This is a genomic window from Pseudomonas sp. HLG18 (assembly GCF_051903985.1).
Lineage (GTDB): Bacteria > Pseudomonadota > Gammaproteobacteria > Pseudomonadales > Pseudomonadaceae > Aquipseudomonas > Aquipseudomonas fluorescens_BT.
Genome location: NZ_CP195831.1, coordinates 3444968 through 3464033 on the forward strand (window position 1 = coordinate 3444968; position 19066 = coordinate 3464033).

The window sequence follows — 19066 nt, forward strand, 5'->3', positions numbered from 1 at the left end:
CTGGACTGTGTAGCAACAGGTTTTATCAAGACGCTTCATCTCGTCCACAGCCACGGTTGATTCCTCCTCCTGACTGAGTGCTTAAGTAGCCACAGCAAGCAGGACGCGTACGTCGCGATAACGGCCCAATTGGCCGGACATCGCTGGACACGGGAATGGCCAACCACTCCCGACGCACCTGACACCGACCGTGAGAAGTCGTGTGTGCCGAACGCCGTTTCCGGCAGCCCGGAAACCGACGGTACTACATGAAAAGAATGCTGATTAACGCAACTCAACCCGAAGAGTTGCGTGTTGCACTGGTAGATGGCCAGCGCCTCTACGACCTGGACATCGAATCCGGTGCACGCGAGCAGAAAAAGGCCAACATCTATAAAGGCCGTATTACTCGCATCGAACCAAGCCTTGAGGCTGCCTTTGTCGATTTCGGCTCCGAGCGCCACGGCTTCCTGCCCCTCAAAGAAATCTCCCGCGAATACTTCAAGAAAGCCCCTGAAGGCCGCGTCAACATCAAGGACGTCCTGAGCGAAGGCCAGGAAGTCATCGTTCAGGTCGAAAAAGAAGAACGTGGCAACAAGGGCGCAGCCCTGACCACCTTCATCAGCCTGGCCGGTCGTTATCTGGTCCTGATGCCGAACAACCCCCGTGCCGGCGGCATCTCCCGTCGCATCGAAGGCGAAGAACGCAACGAACTGCGTGAAGCGCTGAACGGCCTGGTCGCTCCAGCCGACATGGGCCTGATCGTGCGCACTGCCGGCCTTGGCCGCAGCAGCGAAGAAATGCAGTGGGACCTCGACTACCTGCTGCAACTCTGGACCGCGATCAAGGAAGCCTCGCTGGATCGTTCCGCGCCGTTCCTGATCTACCAGGAAAGCAACGTCATCATCCGCGCCATCCGCGATTACCTGCGCCAGGACATCGGCGAAGTGCTGATCGACAGCGTTGAAGCCCAGGACGAAGCCCTGACCTTCATCCGCCAGGTGATGCCGCAGTACGCCAGCAAGATCAAGCTGTACGAAGACAGCGTTCCGCTGTTCAACCGTTTCCAGATCGAAAGCCAGATCGAGACCGCTTTCCAGCGCGTCGTCGAACTGCCGTCCGGCGGCTCCATCGTCATCGATCCGACCGAAGCCCTGGTGTCCATCGACATCAACTCAGCGCGCGCCACCAAAGGCAGCGACATCGAAGAAACCGCCCTGCAGACCAACCTTGAAGCGGCTGAAGAAATCGCCCGTCAGTTGCGCCTGCGCGACATCGGCGGCCTGATCGTCATCGACTTCATCGACATGACCCCTGCCAAGAACCAGCGCGCCGTGGAAGAGAAAGTCCGCGAATGCCTGGAAGCCGACCGCGCCCGCGTGCAGATCGGCCGCATCTCGCGCTTCGGCCTGCTGGAAATGTCCCGTCAGCGCCTGCGTCCTTCGCTGGGCGAAAGCAGCGGCATCGTCTGCCCGCGCTGCAGCGGCACCGGGATCATCCGTGACGTCGAATCGCTGTCCCTGGCGATCCTGCGCCTGATCGAAGAAGAAGCCCTGAAAGACCGTACCGCCGAAGTTCGCGCTCAAGTGCCGATCCCGGTGGCCGCATTCCTGCTCAACGAAAAACGCAACTCGATCACCAAGATCGAACTGCGCACTCGCGCCCGCATCGTCATCCTGCCGAACGATCACCTCGAAACCCCGCATTTCGAAGTTCAGCGTCTGCGTGACGACAGCCCGGAAGCCGCGACCAACCAGTCCAGCTACGAAATCGCTGCCGCTGCCGCCGATGTCGAAGACGTCCAGCCAGCCGCCGCGACCCGCACCCTGGTTCGCCAGGAAGCCGCCGTCAAGACCGCTCCGGCCCGCGCCAACGCTCCGGTTCCGACCGAAGTCGCCGCGCCGGCCCCGGCACCTGCTCCGGTTGCCGCGCCAGAGCCAAGCCTGTTCAAAGGCCTGGTGAAGTCGCTGGTCAGCCTGTTCGCCACTAAAGAAGAGCCTGTTGCTCCGGTTGTGGTTGAAAAACCTGCGGCCGAGCGTCCGGCCCGCAACGAAGAGCGTCGCAACGGTCGTCAGCAGAGCCGCAACCGTAACGGTCGCCGCGATGAAGAACGCAAGCCTCGCGAAGAACGTGCACCGCGTGAAGAACGCGCACCACGTGAGCCGCGTGAAGAGCGTCAACCGCGAGAGCCACGTGAAGTCCGCGAGCCACGCGAATCCCGTGACGAAGCACCGGTAGCCCGTGAAGAACGCGCACCACGCGCCCCTCGTGAAGAACGTGCACCGCGTGCTCCGCGTGAAGATCGCAAGCCGCGTGGCGAGCGTGAAGAGCGCGTACGCGAACTGCGCGAACCTCTGGATGCCGCTCCGGCCGTTGCTGCCGCCGCCACCGCTGAAGAGCGTCCGGCCCGTCAGCCGCGTGAAGAACGTGCGCCACGTCCTCCGCGTGAAGAGCGTCAACCGCGTGCCGAACAGGCCGCTGCTGCCGTAGCCGAAGAAGAAATCACCACCAGTGAAGAGCAACTGCCGGAAGATGGTTCGGAGAACGCCGAAGGCGATCGTCCACGCCGCCGCTCCCGTGGTCAGCGTCGTCGCAGCAACCGTCGCGAGCGTCAGCGTGACGCCAATGGCAACGTGATCGAAGGTTCGGAAGAATCCACCGAAAACGCTGAAGCCGCCGAGCCAAGCACTGCCGATCTGGCTGCTGGTCTGGCTGTTACCGCTGCTGTTGCCAGCACCGTGATCAGCGCTCCAGCCGAAGCTCAGGCCCACGAGCAAGCTGAACGCGCCACCGCTGCAACCCTGGAAACTGCTCCAGTAGAAGCGCCGGTTGTTGAAGCAACCACTCCGGTAGAAGTAGCTGCTGCTCCGGAAGTCGAAGTGGCGCCGGTTCGCGAAGCTCAGCCTCAGGCTGAAGCGGCTGCCGAACCCGCGGTGACCTTCGAAGCACCAGCCGTAGTTGAAGAGTCGGTTGTCGAAACCGTCGCTGAAACCGTGACCGAAACCGTGCGTGAAGTTCGCGAAGAGCAGACCGCTTTCAACTGGGTGGCCGAGCCGGCTGTCGCTGAAACACCAGCGCCAGTGGTTGAAGCGCCTGTTGTTGAAGAAGCCAAGGCCGCCGAACCAGTGGTTGTTGCAGAACCAGCGCCAGTCGCAGCCGAAGCGCCAGCGCCAGTTGCTGCGCCTGCTCCGGTCAGCGCCCTGACCCCAAGCGGCCGCGCGCCGAACGACCCGCGTGAAGTGCGTCGTCGCAAGCGTGAAGAAGAGCGTCTGCAGAAGGAAGCCGAACTGGCTGCCGCTGCCGCCGCTGCTGCTCCAGCTGCCGAAGTGGTCGAGGCAGCCCCTGCCCCGGTCGCTGAAGAAGTTGCCGTTGAAGCCGTGATTGCCGAAGCGCCACGTTCCGTTCAGGACGCGGTCGAGCACCACGAACAGGCCCAGGAAAAAGAACACGAGCCTAAACCTCTCGTCTGATTCCGACCGCCACTAAAAAGCCCCGCCTGGTGATCCAGGCGGGGCTTTTTTTGCCTCAAGGTTTTATCAGGATGGCGGGAAAACCAGCGCATCCGGCACGTCGATATCCCACAACACACCCGGATCATCCACCGCGACTTCAATCACCCGCCCTTGGGCGAACAACGGCCTGGCGCCCCGGTCACCGGACAAGGCCATCAGCCCTGCGGCGAACGAGCGACCAAACCCGACCGGATGCCCATAGTCACCGTTCAACGTCGGTACGCTGACCGTATCCTCGGCAATCGCCGCCACGACCCGCTCAATACTCGACGGCAGGATGAACGGCATGTCGCCCAGCACAATCAACCAGCCATCGGCATCCGGGCAAGCTGCCACACCCGCCGCGATGCTGTCGCCCATTCCCGTGGACTCGATCGAGACAATGTCGCACCCGTAAGCCTGCGCCATGCGCATCGCCTGCGGCCGCGCCTCGGTCGTCACCAGCACTCGCTTGTCGAGGCTGGCCGGCAGGTTCACCAACACCTGCTCGATCACCGAACGCACCGCGCCGTCACGCCCGGTGCAATCGGCCAGCAGCTTGTCCTTGTCGGCACCCGCCACTTCGCGAAAGCGGCTGCCCTCGCCCGCCGCCAGCACAATCACTCCGATGGATCGGCTCATACACTCTCCACGGTCTTCTTCTGCTTGAGCTCGACACCATTCTTGATCGCGACGATTTCCGCCAACAGCGACAGGGCGATTTCCGCCGGGGAATGGCTGCCGATATGCAAACCGATCGGCCCGTGCAATCGGGCAATGGCCGCTTCTGACAAGCCTAGCTCAGCCAGATTTTCCCGACGTTTGCGGCTGTTGACCCGAGAGCCAAGCGCACCGACATAGAATGCTTTGGAGTCGAGCGCCGTGAGCAGCGCCATGTCATCCAGCCGTGGATCGTGAGTCAGCGCGACAATCGCCGTGCGCTCATCGGTCTGGATATTCAGCACCGCCTCGTCCGGCATGCCGGGCACAAACCGCCCATGCTGCTCTTCCCAGCCATAGACGAACTCGGTACGTGGATCACAGATCAGCACTTCGAAATCCAGCAGTCGCGCCATCTCGGCCACGTACCGCGACAACTGCCCGGCGCCGATCAACAGCAGGCGCCAGCGCGGACCGTAAATGGCGCGCAGGGTCTGACCGTCGAAGCTCAAGGTGTCAGTCTTGCCGGCCGGGCGCAACACCACCTCACCAGTGCCGATGTTCAGTTCGCGAGCGACGATTTCATGGGCCTCGCAGCGGGCCAGCAACTCGGCGACCCACGCCGGATCGCCGACCCGTTCCTCGGTCAGGCGCAGGGTGCCGCCGCAAGGCAGGCCGAAGCGCGCGGCTTCTTCCTGCGTCACGCCGTAGGTGATCAACTGCACCGGCGGTCCGTCGGTGCTGATTCGCCCATCGTGCAGCCGGGCAATCAGATCGTCTTCGACGCAACCGCCGGACACCGAACCGATCACCACGCCATCTTCACGCAACGCCAGCATCGCGCCGGGCGCCCGGGGCGCGGTGCCCCAGGTCTGCACCACGGTGAACAACACCACCCGCTGCCCGGCACGACGCCATTCGAGCACGCTACGCAGGACATTCAGATCGGCGCTGTCCATCACGCTTGCGCCTTCTGCCAGCCCTGCAACTGGTAACGCACCGGCAAGCTACGGATGCGTTGGCCGGTCGCGGCGAAGATCGCGTTGCACAGTGCCGGCGCAATCGGCGGTACGCCCGGCTCACCGACACCACCCAGCGGCACCTCGCCCGGCGGCGACACCAGATGCACCGCCACTTCCTTCGGCGCCAGCGACATGCGCGCCACTTCATACATATGGAAGTTGTCCTGTTGCACCTTGCCGTCCTTGAAGCTGATTTCGCCCCACACGGCATTGCCCAGGCCCATCACACAAGCGCCTTCGAACTGCGAACGGATCCGCTCAGGGTTGATTTGCGGCCCGCAATCCACGGCGATATCGGCCTTGTGCACGATCAGCGTGCCATCGTCCTTGACCTCGACCTCAATCACCGCCGCCACATAAGTCACGAAGCTGTAATGCACTGCCAGCCCGAGGCCGCGCCCTTTGGGCAATTTGCGCCCCCAACCGGCGGCCTTGGCCGCGGTTTCCAGCACGGTGCGCATGCGCCCGGTGTCGATCGGATAACGCTCGGGGGATTCGCCGTAGTTCCATTCTTCACTGAGCGTGCGCGGATCGATCTGACGATCCGGGCCGAGCAATTTGATCTGGTACTTGAGCGGGTCTTCCTTGGCCTTGTGCGCCAGTTCGTCGACGAAGCTCTGGATCGCAAAACCATGGGGAATGTTCGACACCGAGCGATACCAGCCCACCCGCGTATGCACCGTGGCCTCAGGGTTTTCCAGGCGCACGTTGGGAATCGCGTAGGCCATGTTGGTGAAGCCCATGCCCAGCTCAAACGCGGCTTCGTGATTCATGCCCGGCGCAAACAGCGCGGTGATGCTCGGCGCCACCGTGCGGTGCAGCCAGGCGGACGGCAAACCGTCCTTGCCCACACCGGCCTTGAGGTATTCGGCCGACACGGTGTGGAAATAGGAATTGTGGATGTCGTCTTCGCGCGTCCACTGGACCCGTACAGCCTTGCCGGGAAATTCCTTCGCCAGAATGGCAGCTTCAACAACGAAATCCGGCTTGGACTTGCGGCCGAAACCACCGCCGAGCAGCGTCACGTTGAAGGTCACGTTATCGAACGGCAAACCGAGGCGTTCAGCGATCCGCTCACGGGTGACCTGCGGTGCCTGACTCGGCGCCCACGCCTCGCACACGCCTTCTTTATAGCGAGCGATGGCGACCATCGGCTCCATCGGTGTCTGGGCCAGATGCGGCAAGTAATAAGAGGCTTCGAGCGTGCTGGCGGCACTGCCGATGGCTTTGTCGATGTCGCCGGTATTGCGCACCACTTTGCCCGGTTTCAGCGAAGCGGCTTCGATCTCCTTGCGATAGGCAACGGAGTCGTAACTGGCATTCGGGCCATCGTCCCACTCGATTTTCAGCGCTTCACGGCCCTTCAATGCCGCCCAGGTATTGCTGGCCACCACGGCCACGCCACCCAACGGCTGAAATTCCGAAGGCAGTGGCCGCGGTTCGATCTGGATGACTTTGAGTACGCCCGGCACTTTCAGCGCGGCGCTGTCGTCCACCGACTTGACCTTGCCGCCGTAAACCGCAGGGCGAGCAATCACCGCGTAGAGCATGCCGTCGAAATGCACGTCAGCGCCGTACACCGCACGGCCATTGACGATGTCGGCACCGTCGATGGCTTTGGTGCCTTCCTTGCCGATGTAACGGAACTCCGACGGCTGCTTGAGCCGCAGGCTGTCTCGGCCCGGAACCGGCAGCGCACTGGCCGCAGCGGCCAGCTCACCGTAACCCAGCTCGCGCCCGGACGGTGTGTGAATGACTTTGTGCAGTTGCGCGTGGCACTCACTGACCGGAACCTTCCACTGCGCGGCGGCTGCCTGCTCCAGCATCGTCCGGGCAGCGGCGCCGCAACGACGCATCGGTTCGTACCAGTGACGCATGCTGCGCGAGCCATCGGTGTCCTGATTGCCGAAGCGCACCTCATCACCCGGCGCCTGCTGAACCTTGACGTGGGCCCAGTCGGCTTCCAGCTCATCAGCGACCACCATGGTCAGGCTGGTGCGCACGCCCTGGCCCATTTCCGAGCGGTTGCAGACCACAGTCACCGTACCGTCGGCGGCAATGCTGACGTAGACCTTCGGATCATCGATCCAGCCGTTGGGCATGCCATCGGCACCGAATTTCTTCGGTTTGTCTTCGGCCAGCGCATCCTGCCAGCCCCAGCTCGCCGCCAGCACCAGCGCACCGGTAGCGCCGACACCTTTGAGGAAGCCCCGGCGACTCAGGTTACTCAGGGCAAAATCGTTCGGTAGACGGCTCATGCCTTGGCCTCCTTCAAGTGAGTGGATGCCTGACGGATCGCAGTCTTGATCCGGTTGTAGGTGCCGCAGCGGCAGATGTTGCCGACCATCGCCTCTTCAATCTGCTCGTCGCTCGGGTTCGGGTTGGTCTTGAGCAACGCGGTGGCGGACATGATTTGCCCGCCCTGGCAGTAACCGCATTGGGCCACCGCGGTGTCGAGCCAGGCTTGCTGGACGATCTGGCCAACCGGGTCGGCATGCAGATTGTCGATGGTGGTCACGTTCTGCCCGACCACCGAACCGATCGGCGTGATGCAACTGCGCGCCGGCGCGCCGTCGATATGAATGGTGCACGCACCGCACAGGCCCATGCCGCAGCCGAACTTGGTGCCGTTGTAACCGGCGACGTCACGGATCGCCCACAACAGCGGCATGTCCTCGGTGACATCAAGTGGATGGTCTTGACCATTGAGTTTCAGGGTAATCATGGGCACGCCCGCATATTCATGGAGGTTATGGGGTCGAGCAATCTGCCGCCGGAAATCAGCGGTGGGTTCACGCAGATCGACTCAGGCTAATGAGGCTCTCTTGTGCAGACGCAAACGTCTGCACCGGGCCTTTGGTGGAGCAAATGGTTGTATCGTTAGCTGGCTAAGTTAACCCGGGATTAACAAAAAAGCCCTGCACTTTTCAAATAATGCAGGGCTTTGGATTGAGCCTTGAAAGCGTAGCCTCAATAACGGTTGGGCTCCATTTCCAGCTCGACATTGAAACGTTCTGCAATGTCTTTCTGGATGCGCTGGGCCAGATCGAGCAATTGCAGCCCGGTCGCCGCGCCGTAGTTGACCAGCACCAACGCCTGCAATTTATGCACGCCGGCATCGGCCTCACGGAAGCCTTTCCACCCGGCGCGCTCGATCAACCAGCCGGCCGCGAGTTTCATCTGCCCGTCCGGTTGCGCGTAGGCCACCAGATCCGGGTGCTGTTGCTTGATCTGTGCGACCACGGCCGCCGACACAAGCGGGTTCTTGAAGAAGCTGCCGGCATTGCCAAGCACCGCCGGGTCCGGCAGTTTTTCGCTGCGGATGCTGCAAATGGCGCGGCTGACGTCTGTCGGCGTTGGTTGTTCGATACCCTGCTCGGTCAGGCGCTGACGCACCGGGCCGTATTCCAGATGCAGATGGGCGACTCGATCCAGTGCGAAGCGCACCCGCAGGATCAGCCAACGACCCGGCTGCTGCTTGAACACGCTATCGCGGTAGGCGAAATTGCACTCTTCCAGACTGAAGTCGCGCAGCTCGCCGGTCTGGCGATCCAGCGCCGTCAGGCCGGCGAACACGTCCTTGATCTCGACGCCGTAGGCGCCGATGTTCTGCATCGGCGCAGCGCCGACGGTGCCGGGGATCAGGCTGAGATTTTCCAGCCCCGAAAAACCCAGCGCCAGCGTGTGCTGGACAAATGGATGCCACGGCTCACCCGCCTCGGCTTCGATGACCACGCGATTGCCATCGTCGCTGAGGACGCGGATGCCACGGCTGGCCATGCGCAGCACCAGTGCCGGGATGTCCGCCGTGAGCAACAGATTGCTGCCGCCGCCGATCACCAGCAATGGCACATCATGGGCTTTCGCATATGACAGGGCTTCGCGCACATCGGCGTCACTGTGGGCTTCGGCAAACAGCTGCGCGCGAACGTCGACGCCGAAGGTGTTGAAGGGCTTCAGGGAAACCTGAGGGTGTACCTGCAAACTCATAACCGGCCCTTCACTTCAACCAACAACCGGTCGCAGGCGCGCTCGATCAGATCCAATACCTGCTCGAAACCCTGATCGCCGTCGTAATACGGATCCGGCACCTCGTCGACTTCACCTTCGTAACGGCGCAGGAACAAGTCCAGCTCGGCCTTGCCGGTGGACGGTCGCAAGGCCTTGAGGTTGCGCAGGTTGCTGTTGTCCATGGCGAGGATCAGGTCGTAGCTGGCGAAATCGGCGCGGCTGACCTGCTGAGCGCGTTGCGCCGAAAGGTCATAGCCACGCAGTCTGGCCGCAGCCTGGCTGCGCTTGTCCGGCGGATTGCCGACGTGCCAGTCGCCGGTGCCGGCGGAGGCCACTTCGACCTGATCCGCCAGCCCCGCTTCGCGCAATTTATGGCGCAACACGCCTTCGGCGGTGGGCGAACGGCAGATATTGCCCAGGCACACGAACAGAACGCGCATTAGGCCTCCAGCAGGCGACGGACGCGCTCGAGGTCTTCGGCGGTGTCGACCCCGGTCGGCGGTGCGATCAAGGCATCAGCCACATGAATCCGCACGCCGTGCCACAAGGCACGCAGTTGTTCGAGGGATTCGGTATTTTCCAGCCAGCACGGCCCCCAGCTCACGAAGTCCTGAAGGAAGCCGGCGCGGTAGGCATAGATGCCGATGTGACGGCGATACGGCACGCCTTCCGGCAGCACGTCTCGGCTTTTGGCGAACGCGTCGCGGGCCCATGGCAGAGTCGCGCGACTGAAGGTCAGCGCCAGACCGTTGAGGTCGCTGACGACCTTGACCACATTCGGGTTGAACAGGGTTTCGACGTCTTCGATCGGCTCGGCCAGGGTGGCCATGCGCGCTTCGGTATGGGCCGCGAGGTTGGCAGCGACCTGATCGATCACGCTCGGCGGGATCAGCGGTTCGTCACCCTGGACGTTGACCACGATGGCATCCGGCTCCAGGCCCAGCTTCGCGGCCACTTCGGCCAGACGATCGGTGCCGGAGTTGTGATCTTCACGGGTCAGCACCACTTCGGCGCCGAAAGCCTTGCAGGCCTCGACGATGCGCGCATCGTCAGTCGCCACGACCACGCGGCTGGCGCTGCTTTTGCTCGCCTGCTCCCAGACGTGCTGGATCATCGGCTTGCCGGCGATGTCCAGCAGCGGTTTGCCCGGCAGGCGGGTCGAGGCGTAGCGCGACGGGATGACAACGGTGAAGGCTGTGGTCATTTATCCAGACGCTCGTCGGTGGTCAGGGTGCGGGCTTCGCTTTCCAGCATGACCGGGATGCCATCACGGATCGGGTAGGCCAGGCCGGCGCCCTTGCTGATCAGTTCGGTCTTGTCGGCGCTGAGCTTGAGTGGGCCTTTGCAGATCGGGCAGGCGAGGATGTCGAGCAATTTGGTGTCCATGAACATTCCCTGGATAAAAACGGTTTAAGGCAAAAGACGATCCGGCAACAGGCGCATCAGTTGCGTGTCGAACCAGGCCACGAAGGCCGGCGACGGCACGGCATCGACCGCCAGGTACCACCAGTCGGCGGCAGCGAAGGTGCGGCACTTCACCGCGTCCTTTTCGGTCATCACCAGCGGCAATGACGGCGTGAAACTCAAGGCCTGCACGCTGTATTCGGCGTGATCGGCAAATGCGTGGGGCACAGGTCGCCAGTCTAGCGCTTCGAGGGTATTGAAGAAACGTTGCGGATTACCGATCCCGGCCACCGCATGCAGCGACTGTCCGGCTGGAAAATGATCGAGGGGCTGGCGTTCGCCGCTGAGCAGATTGACCAGTGCCGTGGGTTGCAGACGGAAGGCGAAACCGCCGTCGCGATCCTCGGGGGCGCCGTTGAACAGTACGCCATCGACGCTTTGCAGACGCTCAATGGGTTCGCGCAGGGGGCCGGCGGGCAGACAGCGCTTGTTACCGAGCCCACGAGCGGCATCGATCAGCACCAGCTCAAGGTCACGCGCCAGACGATAATGCTGCATGCCGTCGTCGGACAGGATCAAGTCCAGCGGCTCGCTGGCCAGCAAGGCTTTGACGGCAGCGCCGCGATTCGGGTCGATCATCAGCGGCACGCCGGTACGCTGCACGATCAGCAACGGTTCGTCGCCGGCGATGTCGGCGTCTTGATCGGCTTCGACCCGCCACGGCAATTGCGGCGGCTTGGCGCCGTAACCGCGACTGACCACACCGACCCGCAGCCCGCTGCGTCGACAGTGTTCGATCAGCCACAGGATCATCGGCGTCTTGCCGGTGCCGCCAACGGTGATGTTGCCGACCACGATCACCGGCACCGGCGATTGATAGATCTCGCCTTCGCCGTCGAGAAAACGCTGACGCTTGCCGGCCACGACGCGGCGGTACAGCCACTCCAGCGGCCGCAACAGCGTCAGGGCCGGGTGCCCCTGATACCACGCGGCGAGCAGACGATCGGACATGGCCATCAGGATTTGGGCGCCGCCTCGACCGTGGTCATGCGCAAATGGCTGAAACCGAGCTTGCCGGCCGCATCCATGGCGGTAATCACGGATTGGTGCTGAGTCTTGCCGTCAGCACTGATCGACAACGGCATGTTGGTGTCGCCGTTTGATTCTTTCTGCATGGCTTCCATCAGGGTGGCCAAATCGTTTTTCGGCAGAATCCTGTTGTTCACCGAGAACACGCCTTCGGCACTGATGGCCACGTCCAGTTGCTTGACCTGCTGATCCTCGGCCGGCGAGCCGCTCACGGCTTCCGGCAGATCGACGCGCAACTGGGTTTCGCGGGTGAAGGTCGTAGTCACGACGAAAAACAGCAACAGGATGAACACCACGTCGATCAGCGACGCGAGGTTGATATCGATCGTTTCCCGGGGCTTGCGACGGAATTTCACGCTTTGCCCCCGGCCAGATCGACGTCACGGTCGCCCTGCACCACTTCCACCAGTTTGATCGCTTCCTGTTCCATGCCCACCACCAGTTCATCGATGCGGCGTTGCAGGAAACGGTGGAAGAATACCGACGGGATACCGACCATCAGGCCCGCTGCCGTGGTGATCAGCGCCTTGGAGATACCACCGGCCAGCACCGAAGCATTGGTGGTCATGCCGGAACCGGTGAAGGCACTGAAAATATCGATCATGCCCAACACCGTACCCAGCAGCCCCAGCAACGGCGACATGGCGGCGATGGTGCCCAGCGCATTGACGTAACGCTCCAGCTCGTGGATGACCCGGGCGGCGGCTTCTTCAATGCACTCTTTCATGATCTCGCGACCATGCTTGGAGTTGGCCAGGCCCGCGGCGAGGATTTCACCCAGCGGCGAGTTGGCGCGCAATTCCTTGAGTTTTTCCTTGTTGAGCTGCTTGTCCTTGATCCAGACCCAGACCTGACCCAGCAGATGCTCGGGGGTGACGCGACTGGCGCGCAGCGTCCACAGGCGCTCGGCGACGATCGCCATGGCGGCGATGGAACTCAGAATGATCGGCAACATCATCCAGCCGCCGGATTTGACCAATTCCCACACAGTGACAGCCCCCTCGAAAAAGTGCGCCACTTTACCATACCGGTTCGCGATAAAGACCCGTCGCCCCGACGACCGTGCGCGGCCCGTGCTCAACGGTACTCGGCCCCCGGCAGCGGCGGCTCTCGCCAGAACCGGCGCTGCTGACGCATCGACCGGGCCGGCTGGAATCTGCCCAGTTGCAGATGAATGGCACCCTGCTCCGCGCTGTCATGGATGCGCAGGCCCAGCTTGCGGTAACGGGCGATGACCGTCGGATGCGGATGCCCGAACGAGTTGCCGTGCCCACGGGAGATCAGCACGTCCCGCGGCTGCAAAACCTTGAGCAACGCCATTGATGAGGAACTGCGGCTGCCATGGTGCGGGGCCTGCAGCCATTGAGTCGGAACCGCCAGCACGCTATTGAGCAAGTCCCGTTCGGCAGCGGTGTCGATATCGCCGGTCAGCAGCAACCGCTCGCCGTTGGCTTCGATCTGCAGGACGCAGGAGCGCTGGTTGCTGTCTTGTGCGCCGGCCCACTGCCATAGATGGAAGGCAACGCCGTCCCACTGCCATTGCCGACCGCTTTCACAGGTTTCAGCGCTCAGCGCTTCGGGCAGCCCCGGCGGATCGCCGCTGATCACCCGGCTGACCGGCAAGCCGTTTGCCACGGCCAGTGCCCCGCCGGCATGGTCGGCGTCGGCATGACTGAGCAGCATCAGGTCGAGTCGCGCCACACCCAGTTTGTGCAAGGCCGGCAACACTACGCGCTCACCGACGTCGAAATCGCCGAAACGCGGGCCAGTGTCGTACAGCAATGTGTGGTGACGGGTGCGGATCAGAATCGCCAGTCCCTGGCCGACGTCGAGTTGCCAGACATCCGCCACACCTTCGGCCAGTCGCTCCCGGGGCGGCAATGCCAGCACCAGCAGCAAGGGCCAGCCCAAGGGACGCAATGGAACACCTCGGGGCAGCAACAACAGCACGGCACCGATGCAGCCCAGAGCCAGGATCCATCCCGGCATCGAGGCTGCAACCCATGCCGGCCAGCGCCCGGCAATCAAGGCCAGAGCCCGGAACAATCCATCGACCAACCCGCCGGCCAGCCATAACAGACCTTCGCCGATATAGGGAATCGGCAACAACAAAGTGCCAAGCAACGCTGGCGGGAGCACCGCAAAACTGATCCACGGCACCGCCAGCAGATTGGCCAATGGTCCGCTGAGGCTGATCGGCAGGCCCTGGATCAGCAACACCGGGCACAAACCGATTGCGATCAACCATTGGGCTCGCGTCCAGGTCTGCCACCAGCGCCACGGCCCCAGACGACCGCCGAAGGTAAAAATCAGCACCGCCACCGCCGTGAAGGACAGCCATAATCCTGGACGCAGACTGGCCAGCGGGTCCATCAACAACACCCCGTTGAAGGCCAGCAACAACGGCCACCAGGCACCCAGATGGCGAAATCGCAATCGCCACAGCAACACCAGCGCAACCATCACACAGGCCCGCCGCACCGGCACATCGAATCCGGCCAGCAAGCCGTAACCCAGCGCCGCCGAGAATGCGAGACCACACGCCCACGGCAGCCATGGCCAACGCAATGGCCACAGACCGAATCGCGCCAGCCCGGCGATCAGCCCATACATCACCGCCGCCAGCAGACCGATGTGCTGTCCGGAAATCACCAACAGGTGCACGGTGCCGGTGTCCTGCAGGATCTGCCAGTCCTCGCGACCGAGTCCCGAGCCGTCACCCAGCACCAACGCCGTCAGTGCTGCGCCCCGCCCCTGAGTGTCCACTTCCAGCAGGCGCTGTCGGATGCCGTCCCGCCAGGCCCACTGCGCCGCCGCCAGCCGGTTGCCGTCCTTCACCGTGCCGGTGGCGCCGATGCGTTGCGCCAACAGCCAGGCTTCGTAATCGAAGGCATCGGGATTGAGCAGCCCGCCGGGACGCTTGAGTTTCACGGCCAGCCTCCAGCGCTCGCCACTGTTGACCGGTGGCCCGGCGTACCAGGCCAGGCGCATCAGCGATGGCAGTTTCCCGTGACGCGAACGGGCATCGGCCAGTTCAAACCGCACGACCCCGTCGCCGCTCTGCGGCAGGCCGACCACCCGCCCCTCCACCCAGCGCGTTTCACCATCCAGCTCCAGCGGCAGCCGATCATCCAGCGCCCACTGCGCACCGATGCACGACCAGACGAAGCCGAACAGCAAAAATGCCAGCGGATAGCTGCGAAACGGCAACAGCATCAGTGCCACCACCGGCAGCACCCATCCGACCGGCGGCAACGCCGGCAAAAAAACCGGGGCCAGCAGACCGACTGCCAGCGCCATCATCCCTGTGCGCATATGCCCGTCCTTGAGAGTCCCCTCTTCAGGCATAGCCCCTGTGGAGCGCAGGCGTCGTCAACAATTGTCACAAAGTCTGAATGGGCGGTTCGTAGAATCCAGACATACTTGCCGCCTTAACCGACCGAGAAGCCTTATGCCCCGGCGCTTATTCAAACGTTACATGCCCGACCCGACGAGCATCAGGGAACACAAATCCTTACGCTTTCTCGGCACGTTGCTGCATGACCCGAACCTCTGGCACCTCAACCGACATTCCGTGGCCCGTGCCATGGCCGTTGGCCTGTTCGCCGCGTTCCTGCCGATTCCGGCGCAAATGCTGGTGGCCGCCGTCCTCGCGATCATGGTGCGCGGCAACATGCCGATTGCCGTCAGCCTGGTTTGGCTGACCAATCCGATCACCATGCCGGCGGTGTTCTTCTGTACGTATCAGGCCGGGGCCTGGCTGATGGATGTCCCCGCCCGCACGCTCCCCGACGAGTTGACCTGGGAATGGATCAGCGGCGAACTCTCGACACTGTGGCAACCGTTCCTGCTCGGCTCGGTGGTGGTCGGGCTGGTGCTGGGCGCCCTCGCCTATTGCCTGGTGATGATGTACTGGCGCTGGTGGGTGGCCCGGCAATGGGCGCGACGAAAGAAAAGTCGCCGGTCCTGAATGCAAAACGGCCTCCGTGCAGGAGGCCGTTTTTGTTGCAGCACTGATCGAATCAGGTACGCATGCCGCGCCCGCTCACCAGCAATCGCGCGCAACCGAAATACAGCACCACGGTCGCCACCAGCATGAAGGTGATCGCGATACCTATGCGGATGTCCGACACGCCCAGGATGCCGTAACGGAAGGCGTTGACCATATGCAGCACCGGGTTGGCCAGCGACACGGTCTGCCAGAACGGCGGCAACAAGGTGATCGAGTAGAACACGCCACCGAGGTAGGTCAGCGGGGTCAGCACAAACGTCGGGATAATCGAAATGTCATCGAAGTTGCGCGCAAACACGGCGTTGATGAAACCCAGCAGCGAGAAGATCGTGGCCGTCAGCACCACCACCAGCACGGTGACACCCAGGTGATGCACCTGCAGGCTGGTGAAAAACAGCGACAGGATCGTCACGATGACGCCCACCATCAGGCCGCGCAGCACGCCGCCGAGGGTGTAGCCGATCAGGATCGTGTGCGGCGATACCGGCGACACCATCAGTTCTTCGATGGAACGCTGGAACTTGCTGCCGAAGAAACTCGACACCACGTTGCCGTAGGAGTTGGTGATCACCGACATCATGATCAGCCCCGGCACGATGTACTCCATGTAGGAGAAACCACCCATGCCGCCGATCTGTTTGCCGATCAGGTTGCCGAAGATCACGAAGTACAGAACCATGGTGATCGCCGGCGGCAGCAGGGTCTGCGGCCAGATCCGCGTGAAGCGCCGGACCTCGCGGTAAACGATGGTGTTGAGGGCGACGAGGTTGGGGCGCAGTTCGGAACTCATACCGCCACCTTCGACAGATTTTTCTCCACCAGGGACACGAACAACTCCTCGAGGCGATTGGTTTTATTGCGCAGGCTCAGCACTTCGATGTTCTGCAGGGCCAGTTGGCCGAACAGCGCAGTGATGCCCATGGACTTGTCGACCTGGACTTCCAGGGTATGCGCATCCACCAGACGGGACGGATAACCGACCAGTTGCGGCGCAACCGCCAGATCGTTCTTGAGGTCGAGCAGGAAGGTCTCCACATGCAGTTGCCCGAGCAACTGACGCATGCTGGTGTTCTCGACGATGGTGCCGTGGTCGATGATGCCGATGTTGCGGCACAGTTGTTCAGCCTCTTCCAGATAGTGCGTGGTGAGGATGATGGTGATGCCTTTCTGATTCAGTTCGGTGAGGAACGTCCACATCGAACGGCGCAGCTCGATATCCACCCCGGCCGTCGGTTCGTCAAGGATCAGCAGGCGCGGTTCATGCACCAGTGCCCGGGCAATCATCAAGCGGCGTTTCATTCCGCCGGACAACGAACGCGAAGGCACATCGCGCTTGTCCCACAGGCCGAGCTGGGTCAGGTACTGCTCGGCGCGTTCCTTGGCGATTTTCGCCGGAATGCCGTAGTACCCGGCCTGGGTCACGACGATGTCGAAGGTCTTTTCGAACTGGTTGAAGTTGAATTCCTGGGGCACTACGCCGATCGAGCGCTTGAGCGCCGCGGGGTTCTTGTCCAGATCGTGGCCGAAGATATTCACCGTGCCACTGGTCTTGTTCACCAGGGTCGAAAGAATGCCGATGGTCGTGGATTTGCCGGCGCCGTTGGGGCCGAGCAACGCGAAGAAGTCACCTTCGGCGACGTCCAGATCGATACCACTCAAGGCCTGGAACCCGTTGCCGTAGGTTTTGGTTAGCTGCCGGATGGACAGAGCGGAACTCATATCGGATTACGCACCAAGAAGAGAAAAAGGACTGAATGACGGCGGGCGGCGAGGGAGACAACCGCGGCGCACAAGCGCAATGGTGCTTGCCGCCGCCGCACAAGTACAGTCAAGTGTGTCGATAGTAGGTATTAAGTCAACGCGGTCATGACGGCTTTGCGATACGCCGGACGCTGCTTCAGTCGCGCGTACCAGGCCTCCAGATGCGGCATCGGCGCACGCTCGATCGGCATCTCGAACCAGGCATAAATGAAACTGCCGAGGGGAATGTCGCCCATGCCGATTTCACTGCCGGACAGGTACGGCTGGTTTTTCAGGGCCTGATCGGCCATCGCCAGCAAGCCTTCACATTCCTTGATCGCGGCATGAATCGCCGGCCAGTCCTGCTTGTCCGCCGGCGTGCGCAAAACGCCCCAGAACACCGTGCGAAATGGCCCGGCGAAACTGGACGTGGTCCAGTCCATCCATTTGTCAGCGGTGGCGCGGGTCTGTGGATCCGTCGGATACCACGCAGTGTCGGCCGCATGTTTTGCCAGCAGGTAACGCACGATGGCATTCGATTCCCACAACACGAAACCATCGTCCTGAATCACCGGCACCCGCCCGTTCGGGTTCATCGCCCGGTACTCCGGCGTGTCGACCACACCAAACGCGCCACCGGCATCGATGGCCTCGTAGGCCAGCCCGAGCTCTTCGGCAGCCCACAACGGCTTTCTGACATTCGACGAATTCTTGCGACCCCAGATCTTCAGCATGACCGCCTCTTTTCCATTGAGTGGGCGAGCAGCATACGCCGGATCAGCGGCTGCCGACATTACCGCGCATGTCACTGGACAGTGGCGTCTGCTGATCGTTGAACAGGTGCGGATAGCATTTGTGCAGATGTTCGAAAAAAAAGGATTCCGGTACATCGGCGAACTGGCCGTGGTCGACCAGGTACTCCATCAGCAGCGCGCCATCGCTGTTGTACGGATGGAAAACGCTGTCGTTCATACCGTCGAATTCCAGCGGCGCAACGTTGAACATTTCGCAGAGCTTCTGGTTGAACGCGGGTGTGGCTTTCACCCAGCGCTCATTGAGAAACAGTTCGGTATAACCATGCATGGCGAACACTTCGCTTCTCAGCAGTTCAAGCAGACGCGGCGTCGACAGATGATTTTTCACATCCGCCAGACCAATGCGTGCGGGGATCCCGCAATGGCGCGCACAACCGGCGAGCAACGTGGCCTTGGGCACGCAATAACTTTCACCCGCCGCCAGCGCGTAGCTGCCGCGCAAGGTTTGCGGGTCGCGGCTGAAGGTGTACATGTTGTAACGCACCGCCTCGCGCACGGCGTAATAAAGACTGATCGCCTGCGCCAGCGGATCGCGACTGGTACCACGGTGCTGTTCGGCGAACTCCACCACCGAGGGGTGGTCACTATCGATGAAGCGGCCGGGACTCAGATATTCGCGCATGACGACATTCTCCTGGGTGAACCCGGAGTCTAGCGAGAGGATCAGCACAGAGATAACGACGTTTCGGCCAAACATGGACGCAAAGCCGCGGAGTCAGCGAACGATTTCCCACGGGTGTTGCCCACCGAAACTACAAAAGCCGTCCAAGGTTTCCCACGAACTCAATCACCTTGCTCTGACCACCCTGATTTGCAGATGCCGTCTAAGCTCTGGAGGGTCGT

The 19066-nt window shown here is 62.3% G+C and carries 18 protein-coding genes; 2 read left to right on the forward strand and 16 right to left on the reverse strand.

All coding sequences use genetic code 11. The features are described 5' to 3' along the window. Positions 1-248: 248 nt before the first annotated feature. The gene (rne, locus tag ACSPX5_RS15790; protein WP_439819881.1) at positions 249-3449 is read left to right on the forward strand and encodes a ribonuclease E; all 3201 of its coding nucleotides are present in this window, start codon (positions 249-251) and stop codon (positions 3447-3449) included. Between the two features lie 66 nt (positions 3450-3515). Here the strand turns inward: rne and ACSPX5_RS15795 are convergent, their stop codons facing one another. From ACSPX5_RS15795 to ACSPX5_RS15850, 12 genes are all read right to left on the reverse strand, one after another. Then, a complete protein-coding gene (locus ACSPX5_RS15795; protein ID WP_323161325.1) occupies positions 3516-4112 on the reverse strand; it encodes a nucleotidyltransferase family protein in 597 nt (198 codons plus the stop codon). Further along, positions 4109-5089, reverse strand: a complete 981-nt coding sequence (locus ACSPX5_RS15800; RefSeq protein WP_439819882.1) for an XdhC family protein — start codon at positions 5087-5089, stop codon at positions 4109-4111. The genes ACSPX5_RS15795 and ACSPX5_RS15800 overlap by 4 nt, the downstream gene beginning before the upstream one ends. Next, on the reverse strand, positions 5089-7410 hold the full coding sequence (locus ACSPX5_RS15805) for a molybdopterin cofactor-binding domain-containing protein (protein WP_439819883.1): 2322 nt from the start codon (positions 7408-7410) through the stop codon (positions 5089-5091). Before ACSPX5_RS15805 ends, ACSPX5_RS15800 begins: the two co-directional genes overlap by 1 nt. Next, entirely contained in the window at positions 7407-7877 is a 471-nt protein-coding gene (locus ACSPX5_RS15810) for a (2Fe-2S)-binding protein (RefSeq protein WP_039770687.1), read from the reverse strand. The genes ACSPX5_RS15805 and ACSPX5_RS15810 overlap by 4 nt, the downstream gene beginning before the upstream one ends. 245 nt (positions 7878-8122) lie before the next feature. Further along, on the reverse strand, positions 8123-9142 hold the full coding sequence (gene murB, locus ACSPX5_RS15815) for a UDP-N-acetylmuramate dehydrogenase (protein ID WP_439819884.1): 1020 nt from the start codon (positions 9140-9142) through the stop codon (positions 8123-8125). Then, the gene (locus ACSPX5_RS15820; protein WP_169431443.1) at positions 9139-9603 is read right to left on the reverse strand and encodes a low molecular weight protein-tyrosine-phosphatase; all 465 of its coding nucleotides are present in this window, start codon (positions 9601-9603) and stop codon (positions 9139-9141) included. The genes murB and ACSPX5_RS15820 overlap by 4 nt, the downstream gene beginning before the upstream one ends. Then, complete coding sequence (gene kdsB / locus ACSPX5_RS15825) at positions 9603-10367, reverse strand: 3-deoxy-manno-octulosonate cytidylyltransferase (RefSeq protein ID WP_064383500.1); 765 nt, start codon at positions 10365-10367, stop codon at positions 9603-9605. The genes ACSPX5_RS15820 and kdsB overlap by 1 nt, the downstream gene beginning before the upstream one ends. After that, complete coding sequence (locus tag ACSPX5_RS15830; RefSeq protein ID WP_003174668.1) at positions 10364-10549, reverse strand: Trm112 family protein; 186 nt, start codon at positions 10547-10549, stop codon at positions 10364-10366. Before ACSPX5_RS15830 ends, kdsB begins: the two co-directional genes overlap by 4 nt. Positions 10550-10573: 24 nt before the next feature. Continuing rightward, positions 10574-11584, reverse strand: coding sequence for a tetraacyldisaccharide 4'-kinase (gene lpxK, locus ACSPX5_RS15835; RefSeq protein WP_439819885.1), 1011 nt, complete (start codon positions 11582-11584; stop codon positions 10574-10576). Next, a complete protein-coding gene (locus tag ACSPX5_RS15840; protein WP_085745066.1) occupies positions 11584-12012 on the reverse strand; it encodes an ExbD/TolR family protein in 429 nt (142 codons plus the stop codon). Before ACSPX5_RS15840 ends, lpxK begins: the two co-directional genes overlap by 1 nt. After that, complete coding sequence (locus ACSPX5_RS15845; protein WP_162803506.1) at positions 12009-12644, reverse strand: MotA/TolQ/ExbB proton channel family protein; 636 nt, start codon at positions 12642-12644, stop codon at positions 12009-12011. Before ACSPX5_RS15845 ends, ACSPX5_RS15840 begins: the two co-directional genes overlap by 4 nt. Positions 12645-12733: 89 nt before the next feature. After that, on the reverse strand, positions 12734-14971 hold the full coding sequence (locus tag ACSPX5_RS15850; RefSeq protein WP_439819886.1) for a DNA internalization-related competence protein ComEC/Rec2: 2238 nt from the start codon (positions 14969-14971) through the stop codon (positions 12734-12736). Positions 14972-15107: 136 nt separating this feature from the next. Between ACSPX5_RS15850 and ACSPX5_RS15855 the strand changes: the two genes are divergently transcribed. Then, positions 15108-15626: a DUF2062 domain-containing protein gene (locus tag ACSPX5_RS15855; protein ID WP_169431446.1), complete on the forward strand. Its 519-nt coding sequence runs from the start codon at positions 15108-15110 to the stop codon at positions 15624-15626. A 52-nt stretch (positions 15627-15678) separates the two neighbouring features. On the opposite strand, the gene ACSPX5_RS15860 is transcribed toward ACSPX5_RS15855, so the two are convergent. The 4 genes from ACSPX5_RS15860 to ACSPX5_RS15875 all read right to left on the reverse strand — a co-directional run bounded on the left by ACSPX5_RS15860 (position 15679) and on the right by ACSPX5_RS15875 (position 18845). Beyond that, positions 15679-16458, reverse strand: coding sequence for an ABC transporter permease (locus ACSPX5_RS15860; RefSeq protein ID WP_085710947.1), 780 nt, complete (start codon positions 16456-16458; stop codon positions 15679-15681). Continuing rightward, on the reverse strand, positions 16455-17387 hold the full coding sequence (locus ACSPX5_RS15865) for an ABC transporter ATP-binding protein (protein ID WP_169431447.1): 933 nt from the start codon (positions 17385-17387) through the stop codon (positions 16455-16457). The genes ACSPX5_RS15860 and ACSPX5_RS15865 overlap by 4 nt, the downstream gene beginning before the upstream one ends. Before the next feature lie 131 nt (positions 17388-17518). Then, a complete protein-coding gene (locus ACSPX5_RS15870; protein WP_169431448.1) occupies positions 17519-18142 on the reverse strand; it encodes a glutathione S-transferase family protein in 624 nt (207 codons plus the stop codon). 43 nt (positions 18143-18185) lie between these two features. Continuing rightward, positions 18186-18845, reverse strand: a complete 660-nt coding sequence (locus tag ACSPX5_RS15875) for a transglutaminase-like domain-containing protein (RefSeq protein WP_169431449.1) — start codon at positions 18843-18845, stop codon at positions 18186-18188. Positions 18846-19066: the final 221 nt, after the last annotated feature.